At 72.4% G+C, this 25,505-nt stretch carries 28 protein-coding genes; 10 read left to right on the top strand and 18 right to left on the bottom strand.

The genetic code is table 11. The annotated features are described in order from the left end of the window. Positions 1–90: 90 nt before the first annotated feature. On the bottom strand, positions 91–249 hold the full coding sequence (locus AB0F81_RS08250) for a hypothetical protein (RefSeq protein WP_360192927.1): 159 nt from the start codon (positions 247–249) through the stop codon (positions 91–93). Positions 250–417: 168 nt separating this feature from the next. On the opposite strand from AB0F81_RS08250, the gene AB0F81_RS08245 reads away from it, so the two are divergent. From AB0F81_RS08245 to AB0F81_RS08235, 3 genes are all read left to right on the top strand, one after another. Then, complete coding sequence (locus AB0F81_RS08245; RefSeq protein WP_360192924.1) at positions 418–711, top strand: helix-turn-helix domain-containing protein; 294 nt, start codon at positions 418–420, stop codon at positions 709–711. 3 nt (positions 712–714) lie between these two features. Continuing rightward, the gene (locus AB0F81_RS08240) at positions 715–1,200 is read left to right on the top strand and encodes an SRPBCC domain-containing protein (protein ID WP_360192921.1); all 486 of its coding nucleotides are present in this window, start codon (positions 715–717) and stop codon (positions 1,198–1,200) included. 113 nt (positions 1,201–1,313) lie between these two features. Beyond that, positions 1,314–2,462 (top strand): methyl-accepting chemotaxis protein, encoded by a 1,149-nt coding sequence (locus tag AB0F81_RS08235; RefSeq protein ID WP_360192918.1) that lies wholly within the window; start codon positions 1,314–1,316, stop codon positions 2,460–2,462. A gap of 3 nt (positions 2,463–2,465) precedes the next feature. On the opposite strand, the gene AB0F81_RS08230 is transcribed toward AB0F81_RS08235, so the two are convergent. From AB0F81_RS08230 to AB0F81_RS08200, 7 genes are all read right to left on the bottom strand, one after another. Next, positions 2,466–3,140 carry a DUF6766 family protein gene (locus AB0F81_RS08230; RefSeq protein ID WP_360192915.1) on the bottom strand — a complete coding sequence of 225 codons (675 nt, stop codon included), beginning with the start codon at positions 3,138–3,140 and terminating at the stop codon, positions 2,466–2,468. A gap of 84 nt (positions 3,141–3,224) precedes the next feature. Then, the gene (locus AB0F81_RS08225) at positions 3,225–3,605 is read right to left on the bottom strand and encodes a hypothetical protein (RefSeq protein ID WP_360192912.1); all 381 of its coding nucleotides are present in this window, start codon (positions 3,603–3,605) and stop codon (positions 3,225–3,227) included. Positions 3,606–3,635: 30 nt separating this feature from the next. Beyond that, positions 3,636–4,247, bottom strand: coding sequence for a TetR family transcriptional regulator (locus tag AB0F81_RS08220; protein WP_360192909.1), 612 nt, complete (start codon positions 4,245–4,247; stop codon positions 3,636–3,638). A 32-nt stretch (positions 4,248–4,279) separates the two neighbouring features. Further along, positions 4,280–5,008: an ABC transporter permease gene (locus AB0F81_RS08215; protein WP_360192906.1), complete on the bottom strand. Its 729-nt coding sequence runs from the start codon at positions 5,006–5,008 to the stop codon at positions 4,280–4,282. After that, positions 5,005–5,724: an ABC transporter ATP-binding protein gene (locus tag AB0F81_RS08210; protein ID WP_360192903.1), complete on the bottom strand. Its 720-nt coding sequence runs from the start codon at positions 5,722–5,724 to the stop codon at positions 5,005–5,007. Before AB0F81_RS08210 ends, AB0F81_RS08215 begins: the two co-directional genes overlap by 4 nt. Positions 5,725–5,814: 90 nt before the next feature. Continuing rightward, positions 5,815–6,471: a phosphoribosyltransferase family protein gene (locus tag AB0F81_RS08205; protein WP_360192901.1), complete on the bottom strand. Its 657-nt coding sequence runs from the start codon at positions 6,469–6,471 to the stop codon at positions 5,815–5,817. Between the two features lie 7 nt (positions 6,472–6,478). After that, positions 6,479–7,153: an alpha/beta family hydrolase gene (locus AB0F81_RS08200; RefSeq protein WP_360192898.1), complete on the bottom strand. Its 675-nt coding sequence runs from the start codon at positions 7,151–7,153 to the stop codon at positions 6,479–6,481. Between the two features lie 406 nt (positions 7,154–7,559). On the opposite strand from AB0F81_RS08200, the gene AB0F81_RS08195 reads away from it, so the two are divergent. Next, complete coding sequence (locus AB0F81_RS08195; RefSeq protein WP_360192895.1) at positions 7,560–7,703, top strand: hypothetical protein; 144 nt, start codon at positions 7,560–7,562, stop codon at positions 7,701–7,703. Positions 7,704–7,732: 29 nt separating this feature from the next. On the opposite strand, the gene AB0F81_RS08190 is transcribed toward AB0F81_RS08195, so the two are convergent. Together AB0F81_RS08190 and AB0F81_RS08185 are read right to left on the bottom strand one after the other, a co-directional pair. Next, positions 7,733–8,437 carry a GAF and ANTAR domain-containing protein gene (locus AB0F81_RS08190; RefSeq protein ID WP_360192892.1) on the bottom strand — a complete coding sequence of 235 codons (705 nt, stop codon included), beginning with the start codon at positions 8,435–8,437 and terminating at the stop codon, positions 7,733–7,735. Between the two features lie 205 nt (positions 8,438–8,642). Then, positions 8,643–8,996 carry an STAS domain-containing protein gene (locus AB0F81_RS08185; RefSeq protein ID WP_360192890.1) on the bottom strand — a complete coding sequence of 118 codons (354 nt, stop codon included), beginning with the start codon at positions 8,994–8,996 and terminating at the stop codon, positions 8,643–8,645. A 125-nt stretch (positions 8,997–9,121) separates the two neighbouring features. Between AB0F81_RS08185 and AB0F81_RS08180 the strand changes: the two genes are divergently transcribed. Then, positions 9,122–9,826, top strand: a complete 705-nt coding sequence (locus AB0F81_RS08180; RefSeq protein ID WP_360192887.1) for a GAF and ANTAR domain-containing protein — start codon at positions 9,122–9,124, stop codon at positions 9,824–9,826. A gap of 6 nt (positions 9,827–9,832) precedes the next feature. Here AB0F81_RS08180 and AB0F81_RS08175 read toward each other — a convergent pair whose 3' ends face one another. The 3 genes from AB0F81_RS08175 to AB0F81_RS08165 all read right to left on the bottom strand — a co-directional run bounded on the left by AB0F81_RS08175 (position 9,833) and on the right by AB0F81_RS08165 (position 13,028). Further along, a complete protein-coding gene (locus AB0F81_RS08175) occupies positions 9,833–10,666 on the bottom strand; it encodes a DUF4394 domain-containing protein (protein WP_360192885.1) in 834 nt (277 codons plus the stop codon). Between the two features lie 91 nt (positions 10,667–10,757). Further along, on the bottom strand, positions 10,758–11,657 hold the full coding sequence (locus AB0F81_RS08170; protein WP_360192882.1) for a PrsW family glutamic-type intramembrane protease: 900 nt from the start codon (positions 11,655–11,657) through the stop codon (positions 10,758–10,760). A gap of 54 nt (positions 11,658–11,711) precedes the next feature. Beyond that, positions 11,712–13,028: a jacalin-like lectin gene (locus AB0F81_RS08165; protein ID WP_360192880.1), complete on the bottom strand. Its 1,317-nt coding sequence runs from the start codon at positions 13,026–13,028 to the stop codon at positions 11,712–11,714. A gap of 155 nt (positions 13,029–13,183) precedes the next feature. On the opposite strand from AB0F81_RS08165, the gene AB0F81_RS08160 reads away from it, so the two are divergent. Then, entirely contained in the window at positions 13,184–15,046 is a 1,863-nt protein-coding gene (locus AB0F81_RS08160) for a phosphatase PAP2 family protein (protein ID WP_360192877.1), read from the top strand. A 29-nt stretch (positions 15,047–15,075) separates the two neighbouring features. Here the strand turns inward: AB0F81_RS08160 and AB0F81_RS08155 are convergent, their stop codons facing one another. Together AB0F81_RS08155 and AB0F81_RS08150 are read right to left on the bottom strand one after the other, a co-directional pair. Further along, a complete protein-coding gene (locus tag AB0F81_RS08155; RefSeq protein WP_360192874.1) occupies positions 15,076–16,434 on the bottom strand; it encodes a phthalyl amidase in 1,359 nt (452 codons plus the stop codon). A 33-nt stretch (positions 16,435–16,467) separates the two neighbouring features. Beyond that, positions 16,468–17,490, bottom strand: coding sequence for an NUDIX domain-containing protein (locus tag AB0F81_RS08150; protein ID WP_360192871.1), 1,023 nt, complete (start codon positions 17,488–17,490; stop codon positions 16,468–16,470). A 58-nt stretch (positions 17,491–17,548) separates the two neighbouring features. Here AB0F81_RS08150 and AB0F81_RS08145 point away from each other — a divergent pair, with 58 nt between their 5' ends. After that, complete coding sequence (locus tag AB0F81_RS08145; protein WP_360192868.1) at positions 17,549–18,304, top strand: DeoR/GlpR family DNA-binding transcription regulator; 756 nt, start codon at positions 17,549–17,551, stop codon at positions 18,302–18,304. Here the strand turns inward: AB0F81_RS08145 and AB0F81_RS08140 are convergent. Next, positions 18,291–19,208 (bottom strand): LysR substrate-binding domain-containing protein, encoded by a 918-nt coding sequence (locus tag AB0F81_RS08140; protein WP_360192865.1) that lies wholly within the window; start codon positions 19,206–19,208, stop codon positions 18,291–18,293. The genes AB0F81_RS08145 and AB0F81_RS08140 overlap by 14 nt on opposite strands. A gap of 105 nt (positions 19,209–19,313) precedes the next feature. Between AB0F81_RS08140 and AB0F81_RS08135 the strand changes: the two genes are divergently transcribed. Beyond that, a complete protein-coding gene (locus AB0F81_RS08135; protein WP_360192863.1) occupies positions 19,314–22,664 on the top strand; it encodes a bifunctional proline dehydrogenase/L-glutamate gamma-semialdehyde dehydrogenase in 3,351 nt (1,116 codons plus the stop codon). Between the two features lie 99 nt (positions 22,665–22,763). Here AB0F81_RS08135 and AB0F81_RS08130 read toward each other — a convergent pair whose 3' ends face one another. After that, positions 22,764–23,387, bottom strand: a complete 624-nt coding sequence (locus AB0F81_RS08130; protein ID WP_360192860.1) for a maleylpyruvate isomerase N-terminal domain-containing protein — start codon at positions 23,385–23,387, stop codon at positions 22,764–22,766. 43 nt (positions 23,388–23,430) lie between these two features. After that, a complete protein-coding gene (locus AB0F81_RS08125) occupies positions 23,431–23,895 on the bottom strand; it encodes an Lrp/AsnC family transcriptional regulator (protein ID WP_360192857.1) in 465 nt (154 codons plus the stop codon). Positions 23,896–23,995: 100 nt separating this feature from the next. Between AB0F81_RS08125 and AB0F81_RS08120 the strand changes: the two genes are divergently transcribed. Next, positions 23,996–25,054 carry a Glu/Leu/Phe/Val dehydrogenase dimerization domain-containing protein gene (locus tag AB0F81_RS08120; protein WP_360192854.1) on the top strand — a complete coding sequence of 353 codons (1,059 nt, stop codon included), beginning with the start codon at positions 23,996–23,998 and terminating at the stop codon, positions 25,052–25,054. Continuing rightward, positions 25,048–25,503 carry a hypothetical protein gene (locus AB0F81_RS08115; RefSeq protein WP_360192851.1) on the top strand — a complete coding sequence of 152 codons (456 nt, stop codon included), beginning with the start codon at positions 25,048–25,050 and terminating at the stop codon, positions 25,501–25,503. Before AB0F81_RS08120 ends, AB0F81_RS08115 begins: the two co-directional genes overlap by 7 nt. Positions 25,504–25,505 lie beyond the last annotated feature (2 nt).

Below are 25,505 nucleotides of genomic sequence, written 5' to 3'. Positions count from 1 at the left end.
GCTCCATACCTACAATCACCATCGCGGACACACCGCGCTCAACGGCCTACCACCCGCCAGCCGCATCCCCAACCTCTCGGGTCAGTACAGCTAGGCGGGCTGGTCGGCGGGGAGGGGCTCGGCGCGGTCGGCTTCGGCGGTGAGGAGCGCCTTCCACGGGTACGCGGTGCTGTCCTCACGGCGGCGCAGCCAGGCGGCGTGGGTGTCGCGGACCGTGGACGGGGTCGACGTACCGATGCTGATCGTCATGGCGGGCTCCTTGCTGTCGGCGAGTGCACCGCCTATCGGCGGGGGTCTGCCGTCCGCGAGGAATCCGGGTCACCCGGACGGTATCGAAGGGGTTGCAAGGTTCCGCGGTCGCCACTAACGTACAACCACATGGTTGTAGGTTCGCTTTCTGGCGCGGACACGGATCGGGTGTTCCACGCTCTGGCGGATGCGACCCGGCGGGACATCCTGATCCGGGTGATCCGGGCCGGGCAGTCCGTGTCGGAGCTGGCGCGGCTCTATCCGATGAGCTTCGCGGCGGTGCAGAAGCACGTCGCGGTGCTGGAGCGGGCCGCCCTGGTCAGCAAGACCCGGCGCGGCCGGGAGCAGATCGTCAACGGCGAGGTCGAGACGCTGCGGCGGGTGTCGCTGCTGCTCGACGCCTATGCGGAGATCTGGCGGCAACGGGCCGACCGGATCACCGCCATCCTGGACGAGGAGTGAGAGATGACCGTCATCAGTTCGACCAAGGACGTGGAGAAACTGACGCTGACCTTCGTGGCGGAGTTCGACGCCCCGGTGGACCGGGTCTGGCAGGTCTGGGCCGACCCGCGCAAGCTGGAGCGCTGGTGGGGCCCGCCGACCTGGCCGGCCACCTTCGAGCGCTACGAGTTCGAGCCCGGCGGCCAGGTGCGCTACTTCATGACCGGCCCGGACGGGGAGAGGGCGCACGGCTGGTGGACGATCACCGCGGTCGACGCGCCGCACCGGCTGGAGTTCGACGACGGGTTCGCCGACGACAAGGGTGAGCCGGTCGACGTGAAGGACACCACCCACGGCGTGGTCACCCTGGAGGCCGCCGGCGGCCGGACGCGGATGACCACCGTCTCCACGTTCGTCAGCGCCGAGCAGCTGGAGCGGATGGCCGCGATGGGCATGGAGGAGGGCATGCGCCAGGCCCAGGGCCAGATCGACGCGCTGCTCAAGGAGTGACGTCGCGGCCCGTCCCGCCGGTGATCGGCGGGGCGGGCCGAACGGCGTACGCGGGACACCCCGGCGCGGTAGCGTCGGCTTCACCCACAATGCGCCGGGAGGGGAGGGGGACCGTGGTGTGGGCCCTCCTCGCGGTCTCGGTGCTCGTGCTGGCGATCGGCGTCTGGCTGATCCTGCGGAGCCGCCGGCTCGCCGCTGCCGGGGACGCGAAAGCCCAGCGGGAGATCGCCGCCCTCACCGCGGCGCTGAGCGAGCGTGACGCCGAGCTGGAGCGGCTGCGCGCCGACCGGGACGCCCGGGCCGAGGCCGCCCAGGTGGAGCAGCGCCAGCTCAACCACCGCCTGCGCCGCCGCGCCAAGGAGGCGATCGACAGCACCGCCGCGGTGATCGGCGGCAAGCTGGAGGACGTGGTGCTCCAGGTGGACGCGGCCCGCAACGCGGCGACCGCCACGCACGAGCGGGTGACGCACACCAACGACGCCGCGGAAGCCCTGGTCCAGCGTGCGCACAGCGCCGACGAGGCGGCCACCGCGCTGAACGCCAGCCTGCGCCAGGTCGCCGGGATCGCCAGTGTGATCTCCGGGATCGCCTCGCAGACCCGGCTGCTCGCGCTGAACGCCACCATCGAGGCGGTCCGGGCCGGCGCCGCCGGCAGCGGGTTCGCCGTGGTCGCCGACGAGGTGAAGAGCCTGGCCGACACGACGGCCGACTCCACCGAGCAGATCACCAGCACGATCGCGACCCTGGAGGCGGACGTCGCGCAGATGGGCGGGACGCTGAACGCGATCATCCGCGACGTCGGCGACATCGAGGACGCCCTGCGCCAGCTCGGAGGGATCGCCGACCAGCAGCACGGCATCGTGATGCAGCTGCATCAGAGCGTGGACGCCACGATGCACCAGATCGGCGACCTGTCCGACGTGGCCGAGCGCCTGGAGCGCCGCCGTCACGACCGGATCCCGGTGCAGGGCTCGGCGACGTTGCAGACGGCCTCCGGCCAGACGATCAGCGCACGGATGACGGATCTGAGCGCCGACGGTCTCGGCTGCACGGTTCCGCCCGGCACGGCGCTGATGGTCAACGACGCGGTGCGCGCGGACTGCGCGTTCGACGGCTTCCGCGGGACGGTCGACGCCCGGGTGGTACGCCGGCTGGTCCGCGACGACGCGATCGAGATCGGCCTGCACTTCGACGAGCTGCCCGACGCGCTGCGCGACCAGGTCGACTCCTACCTGGTGAGTCTCGGCGCGCAGTACACCTGATCGTCAGCCCTCGACGCCGGTGGAGTCGTGCGCGCTGCCCACCGGTTTGGACTCCGGGGAGCCCCGCTGCCGCAGGTAGATCGAGAGGATCACCATCGACGCGACGGCGAGCAACTCGGACTGCCAGTTCTGCAGGGTGCGGTTCCAGAAGTCCGGCTCGGTCAGGTAGGCCGCCCAGGAGACCGGGTCCTGCAGGTCGCGCAGCTGCTCCTCGTTGAAGGCGGCCATCCCGGCGATCGACTGGGTGAGCCAGGACCCGAGGAAGAGCAGGCCCATCACCAGACCGAGCGAGTTGGACAGCAGCGCCCGGCGCATCCCGCCGGCCCGCGCCCAGCTCGGCGAGTCCTCGGTGGCGTACCGGCCGACCTTCTGTTTCTCGTCGGACTCCAGACCCTCCTCGCCGAGCTTCTTGGACTCCGGCGAGCCCTTCTGGACCAGCCAGACGGTCAGGAAGATGTAGAGGAAGAACTGCAGGTACTCGGACTGCCAGTTCTCCGCAACGTCGGCCGCGAAGGACGCCGAGGTGAGGTAGCGGCCGAGGGGGATCGGCTCCATCCCGGAGGCGATCTGCCGGTGGTTGAAGTCGGCGTGCCCGGCGAAGGCCTGCCCGACCAGCACGATCAGGAAGAGGGTCCCGAAGACGAGACCGAGCGAGTTCTCCCGGACGAACCTTCTCATCGGTGCAGCACCCCCAGCGTGGCGAAGTACACCAGGCCGGCCGTCACCACGAGCAGGAGCAGCAGGTACTGGAAGCGCATCGGGTCACCCGCCCTGGATGACGCAGTCGTAGGGACGCTCACCGCGCGGGGTGCAGCCTGCGGCCACGACCCGCCAGCCGTCCGGGAACACGGCGAGGAAGACGGTCTCCCCGTTCATCCGGACCAGCGCGCGCTGGCCGTACACCTCGGTCTCGGTGACCGGCGACGGCGCCGGAAGCGCCTCGCTCAGAATGCTCTCCGCGCAGGGCGCGTCGATCTCGGACTCGGTCTCCGGGGCCAGCGCGCCGCAGGCGGCCGAGCCGTCACCGTCGGCGACCGCCCGCAGGAACCCGGTCGCGGTCTCCGCAGCGGCCGAGGCCCGCTCCTCGACGGATGCGCAACCGGCCAGCAGCAGAGCCGGCACCAGCAATATCGCACGTCGCACGAAGCGCAGCTTGCCCCGCAAGACCATGTTTCATGCCTCGGGGAACACTCCCGGAAGATCCTCGGTGAGGTAGCGCTGCACGGTCGGGCCGAGCGCGGCGACCAGGGCCTCGGCCGGCGCGGACGCGATCGGCTCCACCTTGATCACGTAGCGGGTCATCGCCATGCCGGCCATCTGGCTGGCCGCCAGGACGACCCGCAGCTCCCCCTCCGCCGGGTCGAGGCCGAGTTTCGCCACCGCCCGCCGCAGGATCTGGGTGACGATGAACTCGCGGAACAGCTTGGTGGCCCACTCGTTGCCGACCGCCGAACGCAGCAGCGCCACCCCGGCCTTGCCACCCGGACCGTCCCAGATGTGCAGGAACGTGCGGACGAACCGGATGCCGATCTCGTCCCGGCTGCCGTTCGCCGCCTCCTCGATCACGTCGAGCGGGTCCATCGGCGAGTTCATGGTGGCCAGGAACAGCTTGTCCTTGGTGCCGAAGTAGTGATGGACCAGCGCCGGGTCGACCCCGGCGCCGGTCGCGATGGCACGGATCGAGGCGCCGTCGTATCCCTTCTCGGCGAACGCGCTCCGCGCGGCGATGAGGATCGCTTCGCGCGTGTCCGGGTTTCCGGGCCGGCGTCCGGTCCGTCGCACCATCGTTCTCCCTTTTCCCGGTACGGGGGTTCGGTTCAGGCCGTCCGGCGGCGCAGGGTGGCCGCGCCCAGGATGAGCGCCACCACGATCGCCCCCACGACGACGGTGAGGTCTCGCCACATGATGCCGGTCGGCTCCGCGTGCGCGCCCACCTCGGTCAGCGCCTCCACCGAGTAGGACATCGGCAGCACGTCGCTGATCGCCTGCAGCCAGCCGGCCATCGCGGCGCGGGGCACGAACAGCCCGCACAGCAGCAGTTGCGGCGCCACCACGAGCGGCATGAACTGCACGGCCTGGAACTCGGTGCGGGCGAAGGCGCTGCACAGCAGGCCGAGGGCCACCCCGAGCACGGCGTTGGCCACGGCGATCAGGATCACCAGGCCGACGCTGCCGGCCGTCGTCATGTCGAGCACCCAGTAGGCGAAAGCGGCCGCCACGGTGGCCTGCGCCGCCGCGGCCAGGCCGAACGCCACCCCGTAGCCGAAGAGCAGGTCGAGTTTGCCGACCGGGGTGGTGAACAGCCGCTCCAGGGTGCCGGTGGTGCGCTCGCGCAGCATGGCGATGCTGGTGATCAGGAACATGACGATGAACGGGAAGACGCCGAGCATGGTCAGCGCGATCCGGTCGAAGATGCGGGGCTGCTCGTCGTACATGAAGTAGATCAGGGTGATCAGCAGCGTCGGCACCACGATGATCAGCGCAATGGTGCGGGGGTCGTGCCGCAGCTGGGTGAGGATCCGCCTGATCGTGCTCGTCAGGATCATGCCGCCACCGCCTGTCGCTTGATCAGTCGCAGGAACGCCTGGTCCAGGTCGTCGGTGCCGGCCGAGGTCTTGACCGCCGCCGGCGTGTCGTCGGCGATCAGCGCGCCCTCGCGGATCAGCAGCAGCCGGTCACACCGGTTCGCCTCGTCCATCACGTGGCTGGAGACGAGCACGGTGGCGCCGTCCGCGGCGAGCCGGCGGAAGTGGTCCCACAGCTCGTCGCGCAGCACCGGGTCCTGCCCGACGGTCGGCTCGTCGAGGACGAGCACCTCGGGCCGGCCGACGATCGCGCAGGCCAGCGAGGCGCGGCTGCGCTGCCCGCCGGAGAGGTTGGCCACCAGCTGGCCGGCCGCGCCGGTCAGCCCGACCGCCTCGATCGCCTCGTCGGCCACCGCGGCCTTGAGCCGGTAGAGGCTGGCGAAATAGCGCGCGTTCTCCCGGACCGTCAGGTCGGCGTAGACACTCGGCGCCTGCGTCAGGTAACCGATCTTGCTGCGCAGCGGCGCGGACCCGGCGGGGTGGCCGAGGACGGTCACCGTGCCGGACTCGACGATCTGCACGCCGACGATCGCTCGCATCAGCGTGGTCTTGCCGCTGCCGCTGGGCCCGAGCAGGCCGGTGACGCTGCCGCGCGGGATGACGCAGGAGAAGCCGTCGAGCACGAGCCGCTTCCCGCGTTTGACGACGAGGCCGGAGACCTCGATCGCGGTATCCATCGTTCCTCCCCAGAAACTCATCAAGTGTTGAACTCAACGCTAGATGAGTTTCCCGGGCACGCACAAGTGCCAATCTCAACACATGATGAATTAGACCCCGGCCGGGTGGAACCGGGCCAGGACCTCGTCCACGTCCTCGTCGGTGAGCTGGGTGAAGTCCTCGTACCAGCGGCCGACGGCGAGGAACTGGTCGGGGGCGGAGAGGCAGACGACCACGTCGGCCTCGGGCGCCAGCGCGTCCCGGGCCTGCGGCGCGCAGACCGGCGCGGCCAGGATCAGCCGCTCCGGTTCGTGCTCGCGCACCCAGCGCAGGGCGGCGTGCGCGGTCACCCCGGTGGCCAGGCCGTCGTCGATCAGCACGACCTCCCGGCCGCGCACCGCCGGCGCGGGCCGCTCCCCGCGGTAGCGCCGGATCCGGCGTCCCAGCTCGGCGCGCTCCTCGGCCAGGATGCCGGCGACGTCCTGCTCGGTGATCCCGGCGTAGCGCAGGTTCTGCCGGTCGAAGACGGGCGGGCCGTCCTCGGCCACGGCGCCGACACCGAACTCCGGATGGCCGGGCGCGCCGATCTTGCGGGCCACCACGATGTCGAGGTCACCGCCGATCCGCTCGGCGACCGGGGCGGCGACCGGCAGACCGCCGCGCGGCAGAGCCAGCACCAGGGAACGATCCCGGCCGGCCCCGGTGACCTCCTGCGCGAGCCGGTCGGCCAGCGCGCGGCCGGCCTCGGTGCGATTCCGGAAGATCATCCTCGGTTCACCTCACCGGCGTACGGGTCGCGGTCGCCAGATGCATGCTGAACCAGCCGCCGGCCTCCTCGGCCACCTGATCCAGCGTGCCGGGCTCCTCGAACAGGTGCGTGGCGCCCGGGATGATCCGCAACTCCGCGCGGATCCGCATGGTGTTGCGGGCCTGCTCGTTCATCTCCAGCACCCGCGGGTCGCGCTCACCGACCACGAGCAGCGTCGGCGCCCGCACCTCGAGCAGGGCCGGTCCGGCCAGGTCCGGGCGGCCGCCCCGGGACACCACCGCCTGGATCGCCTCCGGCCGGGCCGCCGAGGCGACCAGCGCCGCTCCCCCGCCGGTGCTCGCCCCGAACAGCCCGATCGGCAGCGCCGCGGTGGGCGGGTGGGCCCGGGTCCAGTCGATGATCCCGACCAGCCGGTCGGCCAGCAGGCCGATGTCGAACCGCAGGTCACCGCTGCGCGAGTCGTGGGTCTCCTCCTGCTCGGTCAGCAGGTCCGCCAGCAGCGTCGCCAGCCCGCGCCGGTTCAGCTCCCGGGCCACCGCCTGGTTGCGAGGACTGTGCCGGGAACTGCCGCTGCCGTGGGCGAAGAGGACCACGCCGACCGGGTGCTCCGGCAGGGTCAGATCACCGGCGAGGCGTACCGTGCCGACGTCGATCAGCTCTTCGGTTGTCCAGGTGGTCATCGTCGTCCGTCCTTCTCTCGGTCCGTTTCATCGGTCGGAGTCCGGAGGGACAGGGCCTCACCACCACGGTAGGCCGGACCGGCCCAAAAAGCTCTCAGGTCCGCGGACCGGCTGCCGATCAGGAGGAGGAAGAGCGACCACGGCCTTCGGAGTCCGCCATGTCCGTGTCCCGGTTGAACCGCAGCCAGCTGACACCACCGGTCAACCCGGCCGCAACCCCGCCCGGGAACGGAACCAGGCCGCCCGGGAGGACGCGGCGTCACTGACCGACCGCGACCGGGAACTGATATATCAGGCCACCGGCCAGCGCATCCGGGTCGGCGAGACCAATCAGGGCTGGATCAACTCGCTGGCCGCGGCGATCGCCTCGGACCGGGCCACCGGCCGGCTCGCCCCGGGCCAGGAGGTGACCGCGGTCTACCTCAAGGACCTGGTGCGCCGGTACGACCAGAACCCGACCGGGCGCAACCCGGTCACCGGCTATCTGGAGCCGGCACTGCGATACCTCTCCCAGCACGGCGGCGGCGGCCGGCTCGACGTGAGCGCCTGACCGCCCCCGTCAGCGGTCAGGCGCCCACGTCAGCCGCGCTGCGTACGCTCCACGAGCGCCGCCGCGACGTCGCGCAACTTACGGTTGCTGTCCTGCGACACCCGGGTGAGGATGGCGAACGCCTCGTCGGCGGTGCACCGCCGTTCGCCCATGATGATGCCCTTGGCCTGCTCGATCACCGCCCGGCTCTCCATCGCCGCCTGCATGTGCTGGGCCAGGGTGGCCGTGGTGTCGTAGAGGTGGGCGTTGGCGAGGGCGACCGCCGCGTACCGCACGAAGGTCTGTGCCAGGGCGACCGCGTCGTCGTGGAAGGCGCGCGGCCGCGCGCCGTAGATGTTGAGCGCGCCGGAGACCTTCTCCTCGATCGGCAGCCCGACCGAGAGGACGCTGCCGATCCCGGCGTCCGCGGCCACCTGGGCCCAGCCGTTCCAGCGGTGGTCGGTCCCGGTGTCCGGCACCGGCACGGTGGTCCGGCCGGCAGCCGCCTCCAGGCACGGGCCGCCGTCCTGCTCGTACTGTCGCTCGTCGAGTTTCAGCGCGATCTCGCCGGTGTGCGCCGCGGTGTGGGCGCCCCCGTCGCGAACCAGGGTGATCGAGACCTGTTCGGCGCCGGGCAGGGTGCGCTGGGCCAGATCGGCCACCCGGCGCAGGACGCCGTTGAGGTCGGTCTCGCCCAGCTTGATGCGACCGAGCTCCGCGAACGCGGCCGCCGAATCGGTCGGGTCGTGCGCCATCAACGTCAGAAGGTCCCCGCAGCGGAACGCGAACCGTCGCCGGACGGCCCGCGTTTGGTTAACCGGTGTTGCTGCCCGGTGGGCGGTGTGCCCACGGACCCGCGCCGCTGCTTGACGCTGGTTCGCCGGCGTCGATGGGACGACTCCGGCCGCAGGACGACGATAATACCTAAGCCGCCCGGAATCGGAACGATCGGTGTGGCGCTCACTCCGACACCGGCAGGACCCGGTCCAGGCCCGCGATGGTCAGCACCCGCCGGGTGAGCCCCCGCGCGTTGCACAGCTCCAGCCGGTGTCCCCGCGTTGCCGCCCGCCGGCCCGCCTCCGCCAGCGCGTTCACCCCCGCCGCACCGAAGAAGCGCAGGCCGCCCAGATCGCAGGAGACCAGCGGGTATTGATCGACCACGGGCAGCAGCGCGGCGGTCAGCGTGGCGGTGGTGTCGGTGTCGATCTCACCGTAGAGGTGGACGACCGCCGCGGGCGTCCCGTCCGGCAGACGCACGGGACGGCAGTGCACACGGAGAACGTCGTCGTCCGGGCTCATGGGAAACGCAGGCATGGCCGAGCCCTCACCGTCGTCGAAGCGATGGCTGGGCACGTGGCTTGACCCGGCTTCGACTCTAGTCCCAGCAGGGCCGCCGGCAACCGGGACAGGACGGGCGCGGTCGGGTACAAAGTGAAATGATGAGCCTCGAGCCGCTCGACCCCACCACCGCCTTCAGCGAGCTCGGCCGGATCAACCTCGGCGAGTCCGACCTCGAAGGCATCCTGGAAAAGGTCGCCACGCTGGCGAAACGGGCCGTCCCCGGCGCGTACGAGGTGTCCGTGACCCTGGTCCGCGAGGGCCGCCCGCGCACCGTGGCGAACACCGGCGACGCCGCCCTGTGGATCGACAAATGGCAGTACGAGAACGGCCGCGGCCCCTGTCTGGAGGCCGCGGCCGACCACAGGACGCTCTGCGTCGACGACGTCAGCGGGGAACGCCGCTGGCCCGGCTGGCACGACCAGGCCGGCGCGGTCGGCGTGCGCAGCACCATCTCCGTCGGGCTGCCCATCCAGGAGAACGTCGTCGGCGCGCTGAACATCTACGCCACCGAGGTCCAGGCCTTCGACGCCGACGCGATCGTGCTGGCCGAGACGTTCGCCGGCTACGCGGCGGTGGCCCTGGCCAACGCCCACCTCTACGACACCACGGCCACCCTCGCCGGGCAGATGCAGCTGGCGATGGAGAGCCGCGCGGTCATCGAGCAGGCCAAGGGCATCATCATGAGCCAGCGGCACTGCTCCCCCGACGAGGCGTTCGCCATTCTCGCCAAGGCCTCGCAGGACTCCCAGCGGAAGCTGCGTGACGTGGCGGCGGTCCTGGTCGAACGCACCCGCCGGGGTTGACTCAGCTCACCGCTGGGCGAGCGGCAGCGCCAGGTCGGTCACCGTGACCGGCGACGGGAACCGGCCCAGCTGGTCGGCCCGCCCGTTGAGCAGCGAGATCTGGAACAGCGTGCTGCGCCCGCCGACCTGCAGCGTCGCGAACCCGGTGACGTCACCGGACTTCGTCTCGGTGTAGATGTCGAAGCCGGCCTCCGCCCCGGCGTCGGCGCCGAGTTTCCCGGTCGGGCTGAGCGGTCCCGCGTTGGCCGGCGCCTGGATCGCCACCTGGTCGAGGGTGGTGTCGAGGTCGAACAGGGTGGTGCCGGTGTCCGCGTTCAGGTCGTTGTTGGTGTACGCGGCCGCCGTCACCCCGGTGGCGGGCGTGGTCGCCGGCGGGATGGTCAGGGTGCCGTCGGCGACGGTCGTGCCGCCCGGGTTGACGTCGTGCCGCAGGTTCTGGCCGGTGTCGCTGATGATCCGCAGCCGGTCGGCGGCCGGGTTGAAGTCGACGCCGAAACTGGTGCCGTTCAGCGCCACGGCGAGCTGGCCGGCCTTGGCCGCCTTCGCGCCTCGCACCGTCAGGGTGTAGACGCCACCCGCGTCGCCCACGCCGTACAGCTTGCCGTCCTGCACCCGGTAGTCGATGCCGACCAGCCGGGTGTCGCCCTGCAGGCCGGTGACCGGGCCGGCCGGGCGGACCCGGCCGGGCTTGTCCACCGTGAAGGTGACCAGCTGCTGGTCGGCGGTCAGCCCGACAGCCTGCAGGCGCCGGTCGTCATCGGCTTGCGCGGCCCCGGCGGCCCCGAGCGTCAGGGCGGCCGCGGCCGCGGTACCCAGGCCGGCGGTGATCCATCGGTTCATTCTTGCCTCCGCTTTCCGTTGGGACATCGCAGGCGATTCGCGCCCGGGCGGAAGGCGGATGGGTCGAGTCGGCCAGCCGACACGAACGCGGTCAGTGGGCGAGGGCGATGCGCCAGAACGGGCGGGACTCGCGGTCCGCGCGGCGGTAGACCCGGATCAGCCAGGCGACGCCGATCAGCGAGATCAGGATCAGGCCGCCCCAGGAGAGGATCGTGAACAGGTGCGCCTGCGCGGCGGTCAGTGCCGGCTCGCTGTCGCGCTGGCCGGTCAGCACCAGCGTGACGAACAGCGCGATGCTGTGCATCGCGTCCCAGAGGGCGTGCAGCACGGCGACACCGAGGTACGTGAACACCAGCCGCCACGTCAGCGAGAAGTGCCGCCGCCCGCTGGCCGAGAAGAGCACCCCCCCGAGGATCGCCGTCCACAGCCCGTGCCCGACCGGGGCGAGCACCCCGCGCAGCAGCTCGGTCTGCACCAGGGTGATCAGCGACAGCCCCTGCTCGGTGAAGAGGGCGGTGAAGGCGTATCCGGCCGACTCGAAGGCGGCGAAGCCGAACCCGACCGAGGCGCCGAGGACCACGCCGTCGATGGCGTACTTGTGCTGCAGGCGGCGGCAGAGGAAGGCGAGCGCGGCCAGTTTCGCCGCCTCCTCGATCAGGCCGACGCCGAGGAAGAAGGCCGGGGACGGGTGCAGCAGGTAGGTCTCCAGCAGCGAGGCGGCGAGCACTCCGAGCACGCCGCCGGTGACGAACGTGCTGAACAGCAGCTCCGAGGTGACCTCGCCGCTGTGCCGCCGGCCGTAGGCCCAGAGCACGAACGTCACGGGAACCAGGAAGCTGCCGAGCAGCACCAGGGTGGGCACCAGGTTCGGGTTGCCGGTGGCGAAGGTGACCACCACGGTGAGCAACCAGAGCCCGAGGCCGGTGAGGAAGACACGCAGCCAGAGGCGGTGCGTGCGGGTGGCCGGGGCGGCCGGGGCGATGTCGTGCATGCGCCGCGAGCTACCCCGGCCGTTTCCTGATCACGCGGGAATGAGACGTACGAGTCAACGACGCGTGTAGATGAACCCGATCTTGTCGACCGCGGTGCCCGATCTGCCGTGGAATCCGGCGATCTGCCATCCGCTCGGTGCGGTCCGGGTCACACAGTCCGAGGTGGTGGTGCCACCGGCGACGCTGTTGCCCAGATTCGTGGTGAACCGGGCGTAGAAGATCCGGGTATGCCCACTGTGTTTGGCCTGGCAGAGATGGGCGCTGGTCACGTACTCCCCGGCGCCGAGCGGGAGCGACCGGGCAGTTCCGCCCGTCCCGCCGTGGCTCAGCGTGGCGCCACCGGCAAGGGTCACCGACACCTGGTCCACGCGCGACCCGGCACGCAACCCGACCGCGACGGCGCGGGCACCGGCCGGCACCGCGGTGACGTCGTTGTAGAACGCGCCGTGCGGCCCGCCGAACTGCTCGCTGAACTCGTACGCCGGGTTGGTCGACCAGCTGAAGGTGGTGCTGATCGGGAAGTGGTCGGAGAGCATCAGCCCGTCCGCGGTGCGGAAACCGAGGTGCTCGTTGTGATAGCCGGTGGCGTCCAGCGTCACGAACCGGCTGCCGCGGTAGAGGACCTTGTCGACCACCTCGCAGCTGTCGGTGATCGCCGCCGGGTCGCAGACCAGCGCCGCCGAGCCCGCCGCCGGGGCGACCCCGCCGCGCTCCAGCCGCACCCACGCGTCGGTCAGCCCGTTGACCGCGGCGAAGTCCCGGATCGTGTCGGCCGCCCGGGTGTAGCGGGTGTTGGTGTCCCCGGCGACCACGACCGCGTTGCCGGCCGAGTGGGTGGCGATGAACGCGCTGAGCTGGTTCAGGTTGTCGGCCCGGGACTCCTGGTCGCCCGCGCTGGTGCCGGCGTTGGTGTGCAGGTTGTAGAAGTCGACGTAGACGCCCTCGGCCAGCCGGTGCCGGGCGAAGGTGAACCCCTTCGGCGTGAGGCAGTCACCGGAGTCGAACTGGCAGGAGTTCCAGTCGCCGCGCTCGAAGTCGTCGTAGGCGTACCCGGCCAGGGTGTTGAGCCCGGAGCCGATGCCGGCGCCGCCGCTGGTCGGGGTCCGGTGCGGGTGGGCGTCCGCGGCGTAGAGGTGGGCGTGGTAGTTGAAGTCCTCCTGGACGTGCACGATCTCGTACGGGCCGAGGCGCTGCCCGATCGCGGTGTGGGCGGCCTTCCGGTCCACCTCGGCGCTGGAGATCAGCTCGGGCAGGCCGGCGACGTTGTAGGTGAGCAGGTCGAACGTGCCGCTCGCGGCGGCCTGGGCGGGAGCGGGGACGGCGAGCAGGGCGGCGAGAACGCCGGTCGCGAGGGTCACCTGGCGAAGCATGACCGGAACATATCCACTCGCCTCGACTTACGGAACCGAGCCGAGCTGGCGATTTCGTAGATGTTCACGCTCACAATACGAAGCGTTGGCTCGTCCTTCGCCGCTTCCCCGAAAGCTGAGCGCGATCTTGCCCATGGAAGACGGAGCACCCCGACATGAACCTCAGCCGCCGCACCCTGCTGCGCGCCTCAGCCGCGGGAGCGGCCGGCCTGGTAGCCGGTCCAGCCCTGCGGAACAGCGCCGCCACCGCCGCCACCGTCGCCCCCGCCGCGTTCGTCGACAGCTACCGGACGAACGTCACGGCGAACCTGACCGTCGAGACCAACGCCGCGGTCCGCATCCTCTCCGGCATGCAGCGGGTCTGGGCCACCGGCGCCGCCTGGAACACCGGCACCGTCCTCGACCGGGCGTTCCTGCGCGCCAACGTGCGCTACTGCGTGCGGACCACCCGCGAGCGCACCGACGCCGAGGCCGCCCGCGCGTTCATCGTGGACCGTCAGCACCAGAGCTACTCGGTGATCGCCGGCCTGGGCCCGCTCGCCGACGTCTACAAGGCCGGCGCCCTCGCGGTCACCGGCATCACCTCGGCGCCCGCGTCGACGCCGGCCACCACGATCAGCGACGCGATCCCGGCCGGCGCGCCGGCCGGCTCGGCGCTCGGCGCCGGCTCGCCCACCTCCGCCCTCGGCAAGGTGGTCACGCTGGTCAACACGCTGCGCGGCAACTTCTCCTCCGGGAACCCGGCCAAGTTCGCCTACCAGTACCCGCGCCCCTGGCGGATTAACGCCGACAGCGAGGTGGTGGACACCGGCGCGGTCGACCCGCTCGGCTACCCGGTCTACGACTCGGACACCGTGGTCGTGCCGGCCCTGCTGCGCCAGCGCAGCACCAACCCGGCCGAGGACGGCGGCTACGTCAGCGGCCACACCAACGCGCTCTACCTGGCGTCGATCGCGCTCGCCTACGCGGTGCCGGAGCGCTTCCAGGAGATGATCACCGCGGCCTACGACCTGGCCGAGACCCGGATCATCGCGGGCATGCACTCCCCCGTCGACGTGATCGGCGGCCGGATCCTCGGCACCGCGCTCGCCGCGGCGATCCTCGGCGACGCGGCCAACGCGACCCTCAAGGCCGAGGCGCGCGCCCAGGCGCTCAGCTACTTCCAGGCCCAGGTGGGAGACGTTCTCACCGCCGCGCACGCGGCAGATCACAGCGATGCGTACGCGGACCGCGCCCGCAACGCCGCCATCGTCGGGCCGAAGCAGACGTACGGGCTGCCGCGCACCCGCGACCGGGCCCCGTTCGTGGTGCCGAAGGGCGCCGAGGTGCTGCTCGAGACGCGGCTGCCGTACCTGGACGCCGCGCAGCGCCGCGAGGTCCTGCGCACCACCGGGCTGGCCGCGGGCAACCCGCTGCTCGACGGCGGCGAGCAGTGGGGCCGCATCGACCTGTTCACCGCGGCCGACGGCTACGGCGCGTTCGACTCGACCGTCGCGGTGAGCCTGGACGCGGCCGCCGGGGGCTTCTCCGCCGCCGACACCTGGCGCAACGACATCACCGGCAGGGGTGGCCTGATCAAGCTGGGCACCGGCGCGCTCACCCTGGCCGGCGACAACGACTACCGGGGCGGGACGACCGTCGCGCACGGCACGCTGGTCGCGGCCACGAAGCGGGCGCTCGGCGACGGCGACGTCACGGTCACCGGGGGCACGCTGCGGCTGGCCGCGGAGAAGGTGCACGTCGGCGGGGCGTTCCGGCAGAGCGCGGGCACGCTCGCCGTCACGGTGCGCCCGCACGGCGCGCCCCCGCTGACCGTGCACGAGGAGGTCGTCCTGGGCTCCGGCGCCACCCTGTCGATCGAGGTGACGCCGGGCAGGAAGTACGACCGGCCGGTGCCGGTGCTCAAGGCGCGCCGGGTCCGCGGGCGGTTCGCCTCGGTCAGCGTCGTCACACCGGGTTACCGCGCCGAGCTGGTCCAGGACGGCGACAGCGTGGCTGTCCGGCTCCGCACCGCCTGATCCAGGGGCTTCCCCCGGCCGGCGGTCGTTCAGCCGGCCGGGCAGGCGGGCGCGGCGAACAGCGGGCGTACCCCGACGGTGAACCGGCAGCCGAACGCCGCGCTCGCCACCGCGCGCCGGTCGAGGATCGCGTCCCCGGCCGGCCGGCGGCCGGTCTCCACCCAGCGGACCAGGTCGTCGAAGCCGCGCTGCCGCTCGGCCAGGGCGAACCCGCAGTGCGACACGTCCCGGATCGCCCGGGAGACGAACAGGTGCGACCGGCCGTTGCGCTTGGCCTCCCGGGCGTACTCCTGCTCCATGGAGAACGGCACGAACAGGTCGCCGATGCCGTGCAGCGACAGCACGGGCACCGGCGGCCGGCCGTCGACGCGCGGCACGCCGTTCAGGCCCGGGTCGGCCTGCGCGGTCCGCCGCACCCGCAGCACGTCCCGGTTGAGCCGCCACTCCGCGGCGGTCGGCCAGGCCCGGTCGGTGGAGCGGTAGAAGGTGCGCCGGTTGTCGGTGAGGTTGCCGGGCGCGATGCCCGCGGTCCCGCCGGAGGTGGCCGGGTGCACGCTGAACAGGAACGGCAGGCCGCCCTGGCTGGCGGTGTTCCAGTAGGTGAACGCCGAGTCGAACCCGGGCCGCTCGCCGCCGCTGCGCCGCTCCACCACGCCGGACCAGGTCCGGCCGGCCTCGGTGGAGCCGGTGGGCAGGCCGAGCGCGGGGGTGATCCGGGCGACCTGCGCGGCCCAGGCGGCCGGCTCGATCGGGAACGAGGTCTCCACGCCGGCGAGCGCGGCGGCGGTCACGTTGGCGTCCAGGAAGTAGTCGAACAGCTCCACGTCGCCGAGCACGCCGCAGGTCGGCATCGCCCCGGCGAAGGCCCGCGGGTACTCCTCGATCGCGACCGCGGTGATGTGCCCGCCCATCGAGTCGCCGGTCATGTAGACCTTGCGCGCCGAGCGGCCGGTCAGCTCCTTGAACAGGCCGATCAGCGCGTACGAGTCGCGCACGCCCTGGCCCACGTCGTAACCGTTGGTGGCGTAGCTGGAGGCGGCCCAGGCGTACCCGTTGGCGATGTAGTGCGCCCGCAGGTCCGGGCTTCCGACGTAGACGGTGGTGCCGGTGCCCCGGTAGCCGTGGGCATAGAGCACCAGCCGGCCGTTCCAGCGCTGCGGCACCTCGACGCGGTAGGCCGCGCCGTCCCTGATGCCGGTGTGCGCGCGGGCCCCGGGCAGCGCGGTGAACGGGGTGCCGTCCACCTCGCAGTCCGGATCGGCGACCAGGTAACCGGGCTGGGTGGTGCTCGGCGTAGGTGCGGTGCAGACCTCGGCGGCCGACGCCGGGGTGCCGATCAGCATCCCGGCGACCAGCGAAGCGGCCACCACAGCGGCACGAACGATCATCGCGTTACCTCCCGGTAACATCCAATGATTCGCTCAGATCGATGTCAAGTGCCGGAACGGCCCGCGCAGCGCCGCCCATTGCAGCAGCATGATCGTCTTGGCGTCGGCGATCTCCCCGGAGTCGATCCGCTTCAGCGCCTCGGCGAACGGCAGCTCCACCGCCTCGATGTCCTCGCCGTCCTCGGGCAGCCCGCCGCCCGCGCCGACCCGCGACTCGGTGCTGTACGGCGCCGCGAAGCAGTGCACCCGCTCGGTCACCGACCCGGGGCTGGTCCACGCGTTGAAGACCGGCTCCAGCGCCCCCACCTCGACCCCGAGCTCCTCGCTCGCCTCCCGCCGGATCGCCGCGGCCGGGTCGTCGCCGTCGAGCAGGCCGGCCGCGGTCTCCACGAACATGCCGTCAGGGTGGCCGTTCACATATACCGGGAAGCGGAACTGGCGGGTGAGCAGCACCGTCTCCCGGGCCGGGTCGTAGAGCAGCACGGTCGCGCCGTCACCGCGGTCGTAGGTCTCCCGCTGCTGGGTGCTCCAGCTCCCGTCCCGCCGCCGGTAGTCGTAGGTGGTCCGCCGCAGCACGTGCCAGGCGGCGGCGAGCAGCTCCACGTCGCGCACGACCACGGACGGGTTGCCGGTCAGGTCACGCCCGGCCCGGTCCAGGCCGGTGCGGCCCCGCGCATCCGGCACATCGACGCCCGGCCGCGGCGCGACCGCCGGAATCTGCGCGATGTCGAAGTAGACCGGAAGGCCGCGGGAGCGGGCGATCGCCACGTCCTGATCCGCGCCGCGCGACTCGCCCGGCAGGCGCAGCACCGCGTCGCAGTGCGCGAGCAGCCGCTGCGCCGCCGGGTAGAGCACGTCCTCGTCGGTCGCGTCGCCGCCCGCACCACGCAGGACCGGCAGGGCCACCCACTCCCCGATCATCGGCACGTGCCCGGCCCGGAAGACCGGCCAGGCCGCCGCCTCCAGGCGCTCCAGGTTCGCGGCGATCAGATCGGGGTCACCGCCGGTGCCGGACCGGTAGGGCCCGGCGATCAAGATCAGCATTGGCTTCGTCACGGTCCGGAAACTACACTGAGAAACGCGCAATAGTCGACAAGAATAAGGAGAATCACGGATGCTGGCGGCGGAACGACGCGACTTCCTGCTGGCCCGGTTGCAGAGCGACGGCAAGCTGGTCGCCAAGGAGATCGCCGCGGAACTCGGCGTGGCCGAGGACAGCATCCGCCGTGACCTGCGCGAGCTCGCCGCCGCCGGGCTCTGCCAGCGGGTCTACGGCGGCGCCCTGCCGGTCTCCCCGGCCATCGCCGATTACGCGACCCGCACCACGGTCGCCACCTCCAGCAAGGAGCGGGTCGCCGCGGCAGCCGCCGCGCTGGTCCGGCCCGGCAGCACGGTTCTGCTCGACGGCGGCACCACGGCCCTCGCGGTCACCGCGGCGCTCCCCCACGACCTGGCCGCCACCGTGGTCACGCACAGCCCGACCGTCGCCGCCGCCCTGGTGACCCATCCGCTGATCGAGGTCTACGTGCTCGGCGGCCGGCTCTTCAAGCACTCCGCGGTGACCTGCGGCGCCGCGGCCGCCGAGGCCGCTCAGCAGGTGACCGCCGACCTCTTCCTGCTCGGCGTCGCCGGCGTCCACCACGAGGCCGGCCTCACCACCGGCGACGCCGACGAGGCCGCCATGAAACGCACCCTCGCCGGCCGCGCCGCCGACACCTACGTCCTCGCCAGCAGCGAGAAGATCGGCGCGGCCTCGCCCTTCACGGTGCTCACCCCCGATGCCGTCAGCGGCGTCATCACCGACGCCCCGGGCGACCACCCGGTCCTGCGCTCCCTGCACAGCGCCGGCGTCTCGATCATCCCCGCCTGAGGCCCGGCGGGGAGGCGTCGACGGTCTGCTGGAGGATCTCGCGGAAGGCGCGGGCGGCCGGCGACGCCGCCCCGGCCAGGCGCTGGGCCGTGAAGATCGTGCGGCGGGGCAGCTCGGTCAGGTCGAGCAGGCGGCAGGAGGTCGAGCGGCCCGCCCACACCAGGTCCGGGATCAGGGCGACCGCGTTGCCGGATTCGACCAGGCGCATGTGGGCCTGCAGGTCGGCGGTCTCGTAGCGGACGTCGGGTTCGAAGCCGGCGCGACGGCAGACCTGTTCGGCGAAGTGCCGGGAGGCGGCGCCGCGCGGCTCCATCACCCAGGGCATGTGCCGGGCCGAGTCCAGGGAGTCGACCGGGCGCAGGGACGCCTCGACCGAGGGCAGGGCGAGGCGGATCGCGTCGGTGGTGAGATCGCGGCGGTCGAGGCCGGGATGGTGTGGCGCGGCGTGAGCCGGGTACTGCTCGGCTATCACCATGTCGAAGTCGCGGGCCCAGGTCTCCCGGAGCGCCTCTTCGGGCTCCCGCTGGACCATCTCGACGCGCACGTCCGGATGCTGCCCGGCCATGGCGCGCAGGGTGGCCGGCATGAAGGCCAGGGCCGCGGACTGGAAGACCGCGACCCGGACCCGGCCGGTGACCCGGGTGGCGGCGGCCTGCAACCGGGCCTCGGCGCGCTCCAGGGTGTCGAGAACCTCGCCGACCGAGGCGACGAGGACCTCGGCCTGCGGGGTGAGCTGGACCCGGCGGCCGGCCTTGCGCAGCAGCTGGGTGCCGGTCTCCTTCTCCAGCTGGCTGAGCTGCTGGCTCACCGCGGAGGGCGTGAAGTTCAGCGCGTCGGCGACGGCGGCGATGGTGCCACGGATGGCGAGTTCGCGAAGCAGCACGAGGCGGCGGATCTCCAGCACGGCCTCATACGTTAGCTCAACTTAAGAACACCGGTCATAAAGCATCGCTTTTCCTAACCGGAGTTGAGGCAGCACACTGTGGCGGAAACCGGAAGGAGCATCCCGATGTCTGAGATCGCCGAAGAGACGATCGCCCTTGTCCGGCGCTGGCTGCGCGAGGCTGCGGACGTCCCCGTCGGCGGCTCGGCCGCGCAGCTGGCCGGAGTGCTGCGTGACCCGAAGGGCCTGGCGTTCACCGTCGGCTTCGTCGACGGCGTGGTCCGCCCCGAGGACCCGCGAGTCAGCGCCCGCGCGCTGAACACGCTGGCCGGCGACATCCCCGCCTTCCTGCCGCTGCACCTGCGCACCGCGGTCAAGCTGGGCGGCAGGCTCGCCCCGCTGATGCCCGGCGTGGTGGTGCCGATCGCCCGCCGCGCGCTGCGGCACATGGTCGGCCACCTGATCGTCGACGCCACCGACGCCCGCCTCGGCAAGGCGATCAAGCGGATCCGCAAGCGCAACGTCCGGCTCAACGTCAACCTGCTGGGCGAGGCGGTCCTCGGCCGGGGCGAGGCGAAGCGCCGGCTCACCGAGACCGAGCGGCTGCTGGCCCGCCCCGACGTCGACTACGTGTCGATCAAGGTGTCGTCGACCGTCGCCCCGCACAACCCGTGGGCCTTCGACGAGGCCGTCGCGGACATCGTCGAGCAGCTCACGCCGCTGTTCACGCTGGCCGCGCGGACCGGCAAGTTCGTCAACCTGGACATGGAGGAGTACAAGGACCTCGACCTGACGGTCGCGGTCTTCACCCAGCTCCTCGACCGCCCCGAGATGCTCGGCCTGGAAGCCGGCATCGTGCTGCAGGCCTACCTGCCGGACGCGCTGGGCGCCATGATCCGCCTGCAGGACTGGTCGGCGGCCCGGCGCGCCCGCGGCGGCGCCGGGATCAAGGTGCGACTGGTCAAGGGCGCCAACCTGCCGATGGAGCGGGTCGAGGCGGAACTGCACGGCTGGCCGGTGGCGACCTGCGACAGCAAGCAGGCCACGGACACCAACTACAAGCGGGTGCTGAACTACGCCCTGCACCCGGAGCGGATCCGCAACGTACGGCTCGGGGTGGCCGGCCACAACCTGTTCGACGTGGCGTACGCCTGGATCCTGGCCGGCGAGCGCGGCGTGCGGGACGGCATCGAGTTCGAGATGCTGCTCGGCATGGCCGAAGGCCAGGCCGAGGCGGTCCGGCGCGAGGTCGGCGGGTTGTTGCTCTACACCCCGGTGGTACGCCCGGAGCAGTTCGACGTGGCCATCGCCTATCTGATCCGCCGCCTCGAAGAGGGCGCCAGCTCGGACAACTTCATGTCGGCGGTGTTCGAGCTGCACACCGACTCCGCGCTGTTCGCCCGGGAGCAGGAGCGCTTCCTCGCCTCGCTCCGGGATCTGGACGAGACGGTGCCGGCGCCGAAGCGGGTCGCCGACCGCTATGCCGCGGTGCCGCGCAGCGAGCCGGGCCGGTTCGTGAACACGCCCGACACCGACCCTGCGGTGGCCGTCAACCGCGATCGCGCCCGCGCGCTGCTGCAGCGGGTCACCACCTCGGAACTCGGCCTCGACCTGCCCCGGATCAGCGACCGGGAGCACCTGGACGAGGCCCTGGAGAAGGCCGCCGCCGCGAGCTGGGGCGGCGCCGACCGGCGGACCGTCCTGCACCGCATCGGCGAGGCCCTGGAGGAGCACCGCGAGACCCTGCTCGAGGTGATGGCGGCCGAGGCCGGCAAGACCATCGACCAGGCCGACCCGGAGGTCTCCGAGGCGGCCGACTTCGCCCACTACTACGCCGAGCTCGCCGCCTCGCTGGTGCGGACGGACGGCGCGACGCCGGTTCCGGCCCGGCTGACGCTGGTGACGCCGCCGTGGAACTTCCCGGTCGCCATCCCGGCCGGTTCGGTCCTGGCCGCGCTCGCGGCCGGCTCGCCGGTCGTACTGAAGCCGGCCGGTCCCGCCGAGCGCTGCGGCACCGTGCTCGCCGGCATCCTGCGCGACGCCCTGTCCGCCGCCGGCGCCGACCCGGACCTGGTCACCCTGCTGCAGGTGGACGAGGCGGGGCTGGGCCGCGAGCTGATCAGCCACCCGCTCGTCGACCGGGTGATCCTGACCGGCGCGTACGAGACCGCCGAGCTGTTCCGCTCGTTCCGCACCGACCTGCCGCTGCTCGCCGAGACCAGCGGGAAGAACGCCGTCATCGTCACCCCGAGCGCCGACCTGGACCTGGCGGTCAAGGACGTGGTGTCGTCGGCGTTCGGCCACGCCGGGCAGAAGTGCTCGGCCGCCTCGCTGGTGGTGCTGGTCGGTTCGGTGGCCCGGTCGCAGCGGTTCCGCACCCAGCTGCTGGACGCGGTGTCGTCGCTGGACGTCGGTTACCCGGCCGACCCGCGCAGCCAGGTCGGCCCGCTCGTCGAACCGGCCGCCGGCAAGCTTCTCGACGGCCTGACCCGGCTGGGCCCGGGTGAGCGCTGGCTGCTGGAGCCCCGCAAGCTCGACGACACCGGCAAGCTGTGGAGCCCCGGCGTCCGGGACGGGGTGCGGCGCGGCTCCGAGTACCACCGCACCGAGTACTTCGGACCGATCCTCGGCATCATGACCGCGGACACCCTGGACGAGGCGATCGACCTGGTCAACGAGGTCGACTTCGGTCTCACCTCGGGTCTGCACTCGCTGGACGAGGGCGAGATCCGCACCTGGCTGGACCGGGTGCAGGCGGGCAACCTCTACGTCAACCGGGGCATCACCGGCGCCATCGTGCAGCGGCAGCCGTTCGGTGGCTGGAAGCGCTCGGCGGTCGGCCCGGGCACCAAGGCCGGCGGCCCGAACTACCTGGTCGGCCTGACCGGCTGGGAGTCCCGGCCGGCCACCGCGACGGCCGAGGTGACGCACGCCGATGTGCGGGCGCTGCTCGGTGCGGCCCGCGGCGTGCTCAGCGCCGAGGAGCTGGCGCGGGTCGAGCGGGCCGCGCGCAGCGACGCCGCGTTCCCTCTCGCCGCCTCGGACGTCTCCGGGCTGCAGGCGGAACGCAACGTGCTGCGCTATCTGCCCTGCCCGGTCACCGTCCGGCTCGCCGCCGGTGGTTCGGTCGCCGACCTGGTCCGGGTCCTCGCCGCGGGCACGCTGGCCGGCGCCGAGCTGCGGGTCTCCACCGCGGAGCCGCTGCCGGCCGGGCTCGCCGACCGGCTGCGTGACGCGGTGGTCGAGGACGACGCGACGTTCGCCGCCGGGCTGAGCGCCGGCCGGCTGCGGCTGGTCGGCGGCGACGCCGGCACGATTCTCGAGGCCACCGGCGGGCGTCCCGACCTGGCGGTCTGGGCCGGCCCGGTGACCGAGGCCGGCCGGGTGGAGATGCTGCCGTTCCTGCGCGAGCAGGCGGTCAGCATCACCGCGCACCGCTTCGGCAACCCGCTCGCCCTGGCCACCCGGGTGCTGTAGGCACCGTGTGAAGTGGGGGCGCGCCGCGCGCCCCGGCTTCACACACCGCTCATCGCCGTGGGGAGTTCGGGCGCGCTGCGCGCCCGGACTCCCCCACAGTCAGACGACGGAAAATCCGGGCGGGAGGGACGCGCGGCCGGTGAGAGCGCGCAGGACCGCCGGGCCGTCGCCGGTGACGACAGCGATGCGGGCCGCGAGAGCGGCGGCCTCCGCGAACACGCTCTCGTCCAGCGAGATCGGCACCCCGGCCGCCGCCGCGGCGTCGGACCCGTGCACGACCAGCTCGAACGTCCGGGTCGGCAGCCAGTCCCGGACCCGCATCCCCCCGGCCGGCGTGGCCACCGGATCGTCGTCGCCGGCCCCGGCCAGCGCGGACGTGGCCCGCCCGATGAAGTCGCTGACCACGGCCGCCGGCTCCACCCCGAGCGCCTTCCCGGTCGCCCGGGCGTCGTCGGCCGACGCCGACCGGGCGGCCGCCAGCAGCTCCGGCGGCGCGTTGCGGGCCACCGCGAAGTAACCCTCCGGGCTGGTGACCAGCAGCGCCGGAGCGCTCGCGGCCAGCACGTCCGGCACCTGCCGCAGCGCCGAGCTGACGGTGTGCCCGAGCAGGTCGCGCAGCGTCCACTCGCCGAGGCCGGGCTCGTCGAGCCGGTCCGGCGGGATCCGGGAGACCAGGTCGGCGAAGGCGATGGCCGCGGACCGGTACGTACGGCGGTAGTCCATGTCACCAACCTGCCACGCTGCCCCGTGCCGCACGACCCCGCCTCTAGTCCAGCTGCTCCACCATCCGGTTGCGGGCGTGCTGGTAGATGATCGAGCTGCGGAAGCCGACGATCTCCCGCCGGTCGGAGAACCGGTCCATCAGGAACGCGTGCAGGCTGTCCACGCTCGGCACCGCGACGTGCACCAGGAAGTCGTCGCCGCCGGCCAGCACGAAGACCGACAGCACCTCGGGCAGCCCCGCCGCGTAGGACTTGAAGCCCTCGATCACGGTCCGGGTCAGCGGCCGGACCTGCACGTGCAGCAGCGCCTGGACGTCGCGGCCGAGAGCGGTCAGGCTGACCTCCGCGTGGTACCCGGTGATCACGCCCCGGTCGCGCAGCAGCCGCACCCGTTCCAGGCACGTCGAGGGGGCGATGCCGACCGCGCGGGCCAGGTCCCGGTTGGTCTGCCGGGCGTTCGCCTGCAGTTCCCGGACCAGTGCCGAATCAATGTCGTCCACGACCGCCATCTTCGCAGTTCTGCCGAATTTCATTCGGCAGCAGGATTCCACGACCGCTCAGCGTCCTAGCGTCAAGGCCGTCCAAGCAGCAGATGTACGGGAGGCCACAATGTCGTTCAACCACCGGCGTGTCGTCGTCGAGCAGGGCCGCCGCTCCGGCCTGCCGATCGTGGTGGCCGTCCACTCCACCGTCCTCGGCCAGGCGATCGGCGGGTGCCGCCTGGCGTCCTACCCGGACTGGCGCGACGGGCTCGACGACGCGTTGCGCCTGTCCGCCGCGATGACCGAGAAGGCGGCCTTGGCCGGGCTGCCGCACGGCGGCGGGAAGACGGTGATCGCGCTGCCACCCGGGCGGGTCCTGTCCCCCACCGAACGCCGGGACGCGCTGCACGACGCCGGCGACGTGATCGGCGGGCTGCGCGGGGCTTACGCCACCGGCCCGGACGTCGGCACCGGCCCCGCCGACATGGTCACGATCAGCGAGCGTACGGCGTACGTCTTCTGCCGTCCGGCGCAGGCCGGCGGCAGCGGGGACTCCTCGCCGCACACCGCCGCCGGCGTCCTGGCCGCCCTGCGTGCCGTCGCGGCCGAACGCTTCGGCTCGCCGGACCTGTCGCGCCGCAGCTTCGCCGTGCTCGGCCTCGGCCGGGTCGGCACGCACGTGCTGCGCCTGCTCGCCGAGGCCGGCGCCACCGACCTGATCGCCGCCGACGTGGACCCGGCCCGGCGGGCGGTCGCCGGGAAGTACGGCGCCACCTGGACCGGCCCGGACGACTGCCTGACCGCCGAGGTGGACGTGCTGGTCCCGGCCGCCCTCGGCGGGGTGCTCACCCGCGCGCTCGTGCCGCGGCTGAGCTGCTCGGCGATCGCCGGCCCGGCCAACAACCAGCTCGACGACCCGGCGACCGCCGACCTGCTGCACGAGCGGGGCATCCGCTGGGCGCCGGACGTGGTGGTCAGCGCCGGCGGCATCGTGCACGCCACCGCCGCGGAGCTGCACCACGAGAGCGAGGCACAGATCAGCGCCCGGATCGACGGGATCGGCGACACCCTGGCCGGGATCCTCAGCGCCGCCCGGGAGACCTCCGCGACGCCGGCCGCCGCGGCGACCCGGCTGGCCGGGTTCCTCACCAGCGAGCGAGCGGCTTCTATGCTGGCGGCATGTTGAAGGCGCAACGAACGAGTATGTGGAAGACCCGCTACGAGATCAGCGACGGCGACACCGTCGTCACGGTCTGGGACGGCAACAGCTGGTCCATCGGCGGTCACTTCGAGCTCGACGGGCACGCCTACCGGGTCAAGGCCAACGGCTGGGGCTCGCGCTACACGATGACCGACCGGCACGACCGGGTGGTCGCCGAGGCCGAGCGGGTCTACCGCAAGCAGTGGAAGGTGCACGCCGGCGGCCGGACCTTCGAGTTCAAACGCGACTCGGTCTGGCGTGGCGGCGACGAGCAGCTGATGGACGGCGACACGGTGGTCGGCACGGTCAAGCGCACCAGCACGTGGCGCGGCGAGTTCGCCGCCGACCTGCCCGGCCTGCCGCCGGCCGTGCAGGTCTTCGTGCTCGGTGTGGTGCTCACCAACTACAACGCTCAGGCGGCCGCCGCCGCCTGAGC

It is taken from the genome of Actinoplanes sp. NPDC024001 (genome assembly GCF_040638955.1).
In the GTDB taxonomy this organism is placed as follows: domain Bacteria; phylum Actinomycetota; class Actinomycetes; order Mycobacteriales; family Micromonosporaceae; genus Actinoplanes.
The sequence above is the reverse complement of the archived record's forward strand: the minus strand, read 5'-3'. Positions and strand labels throughout refer to the sequence as shown.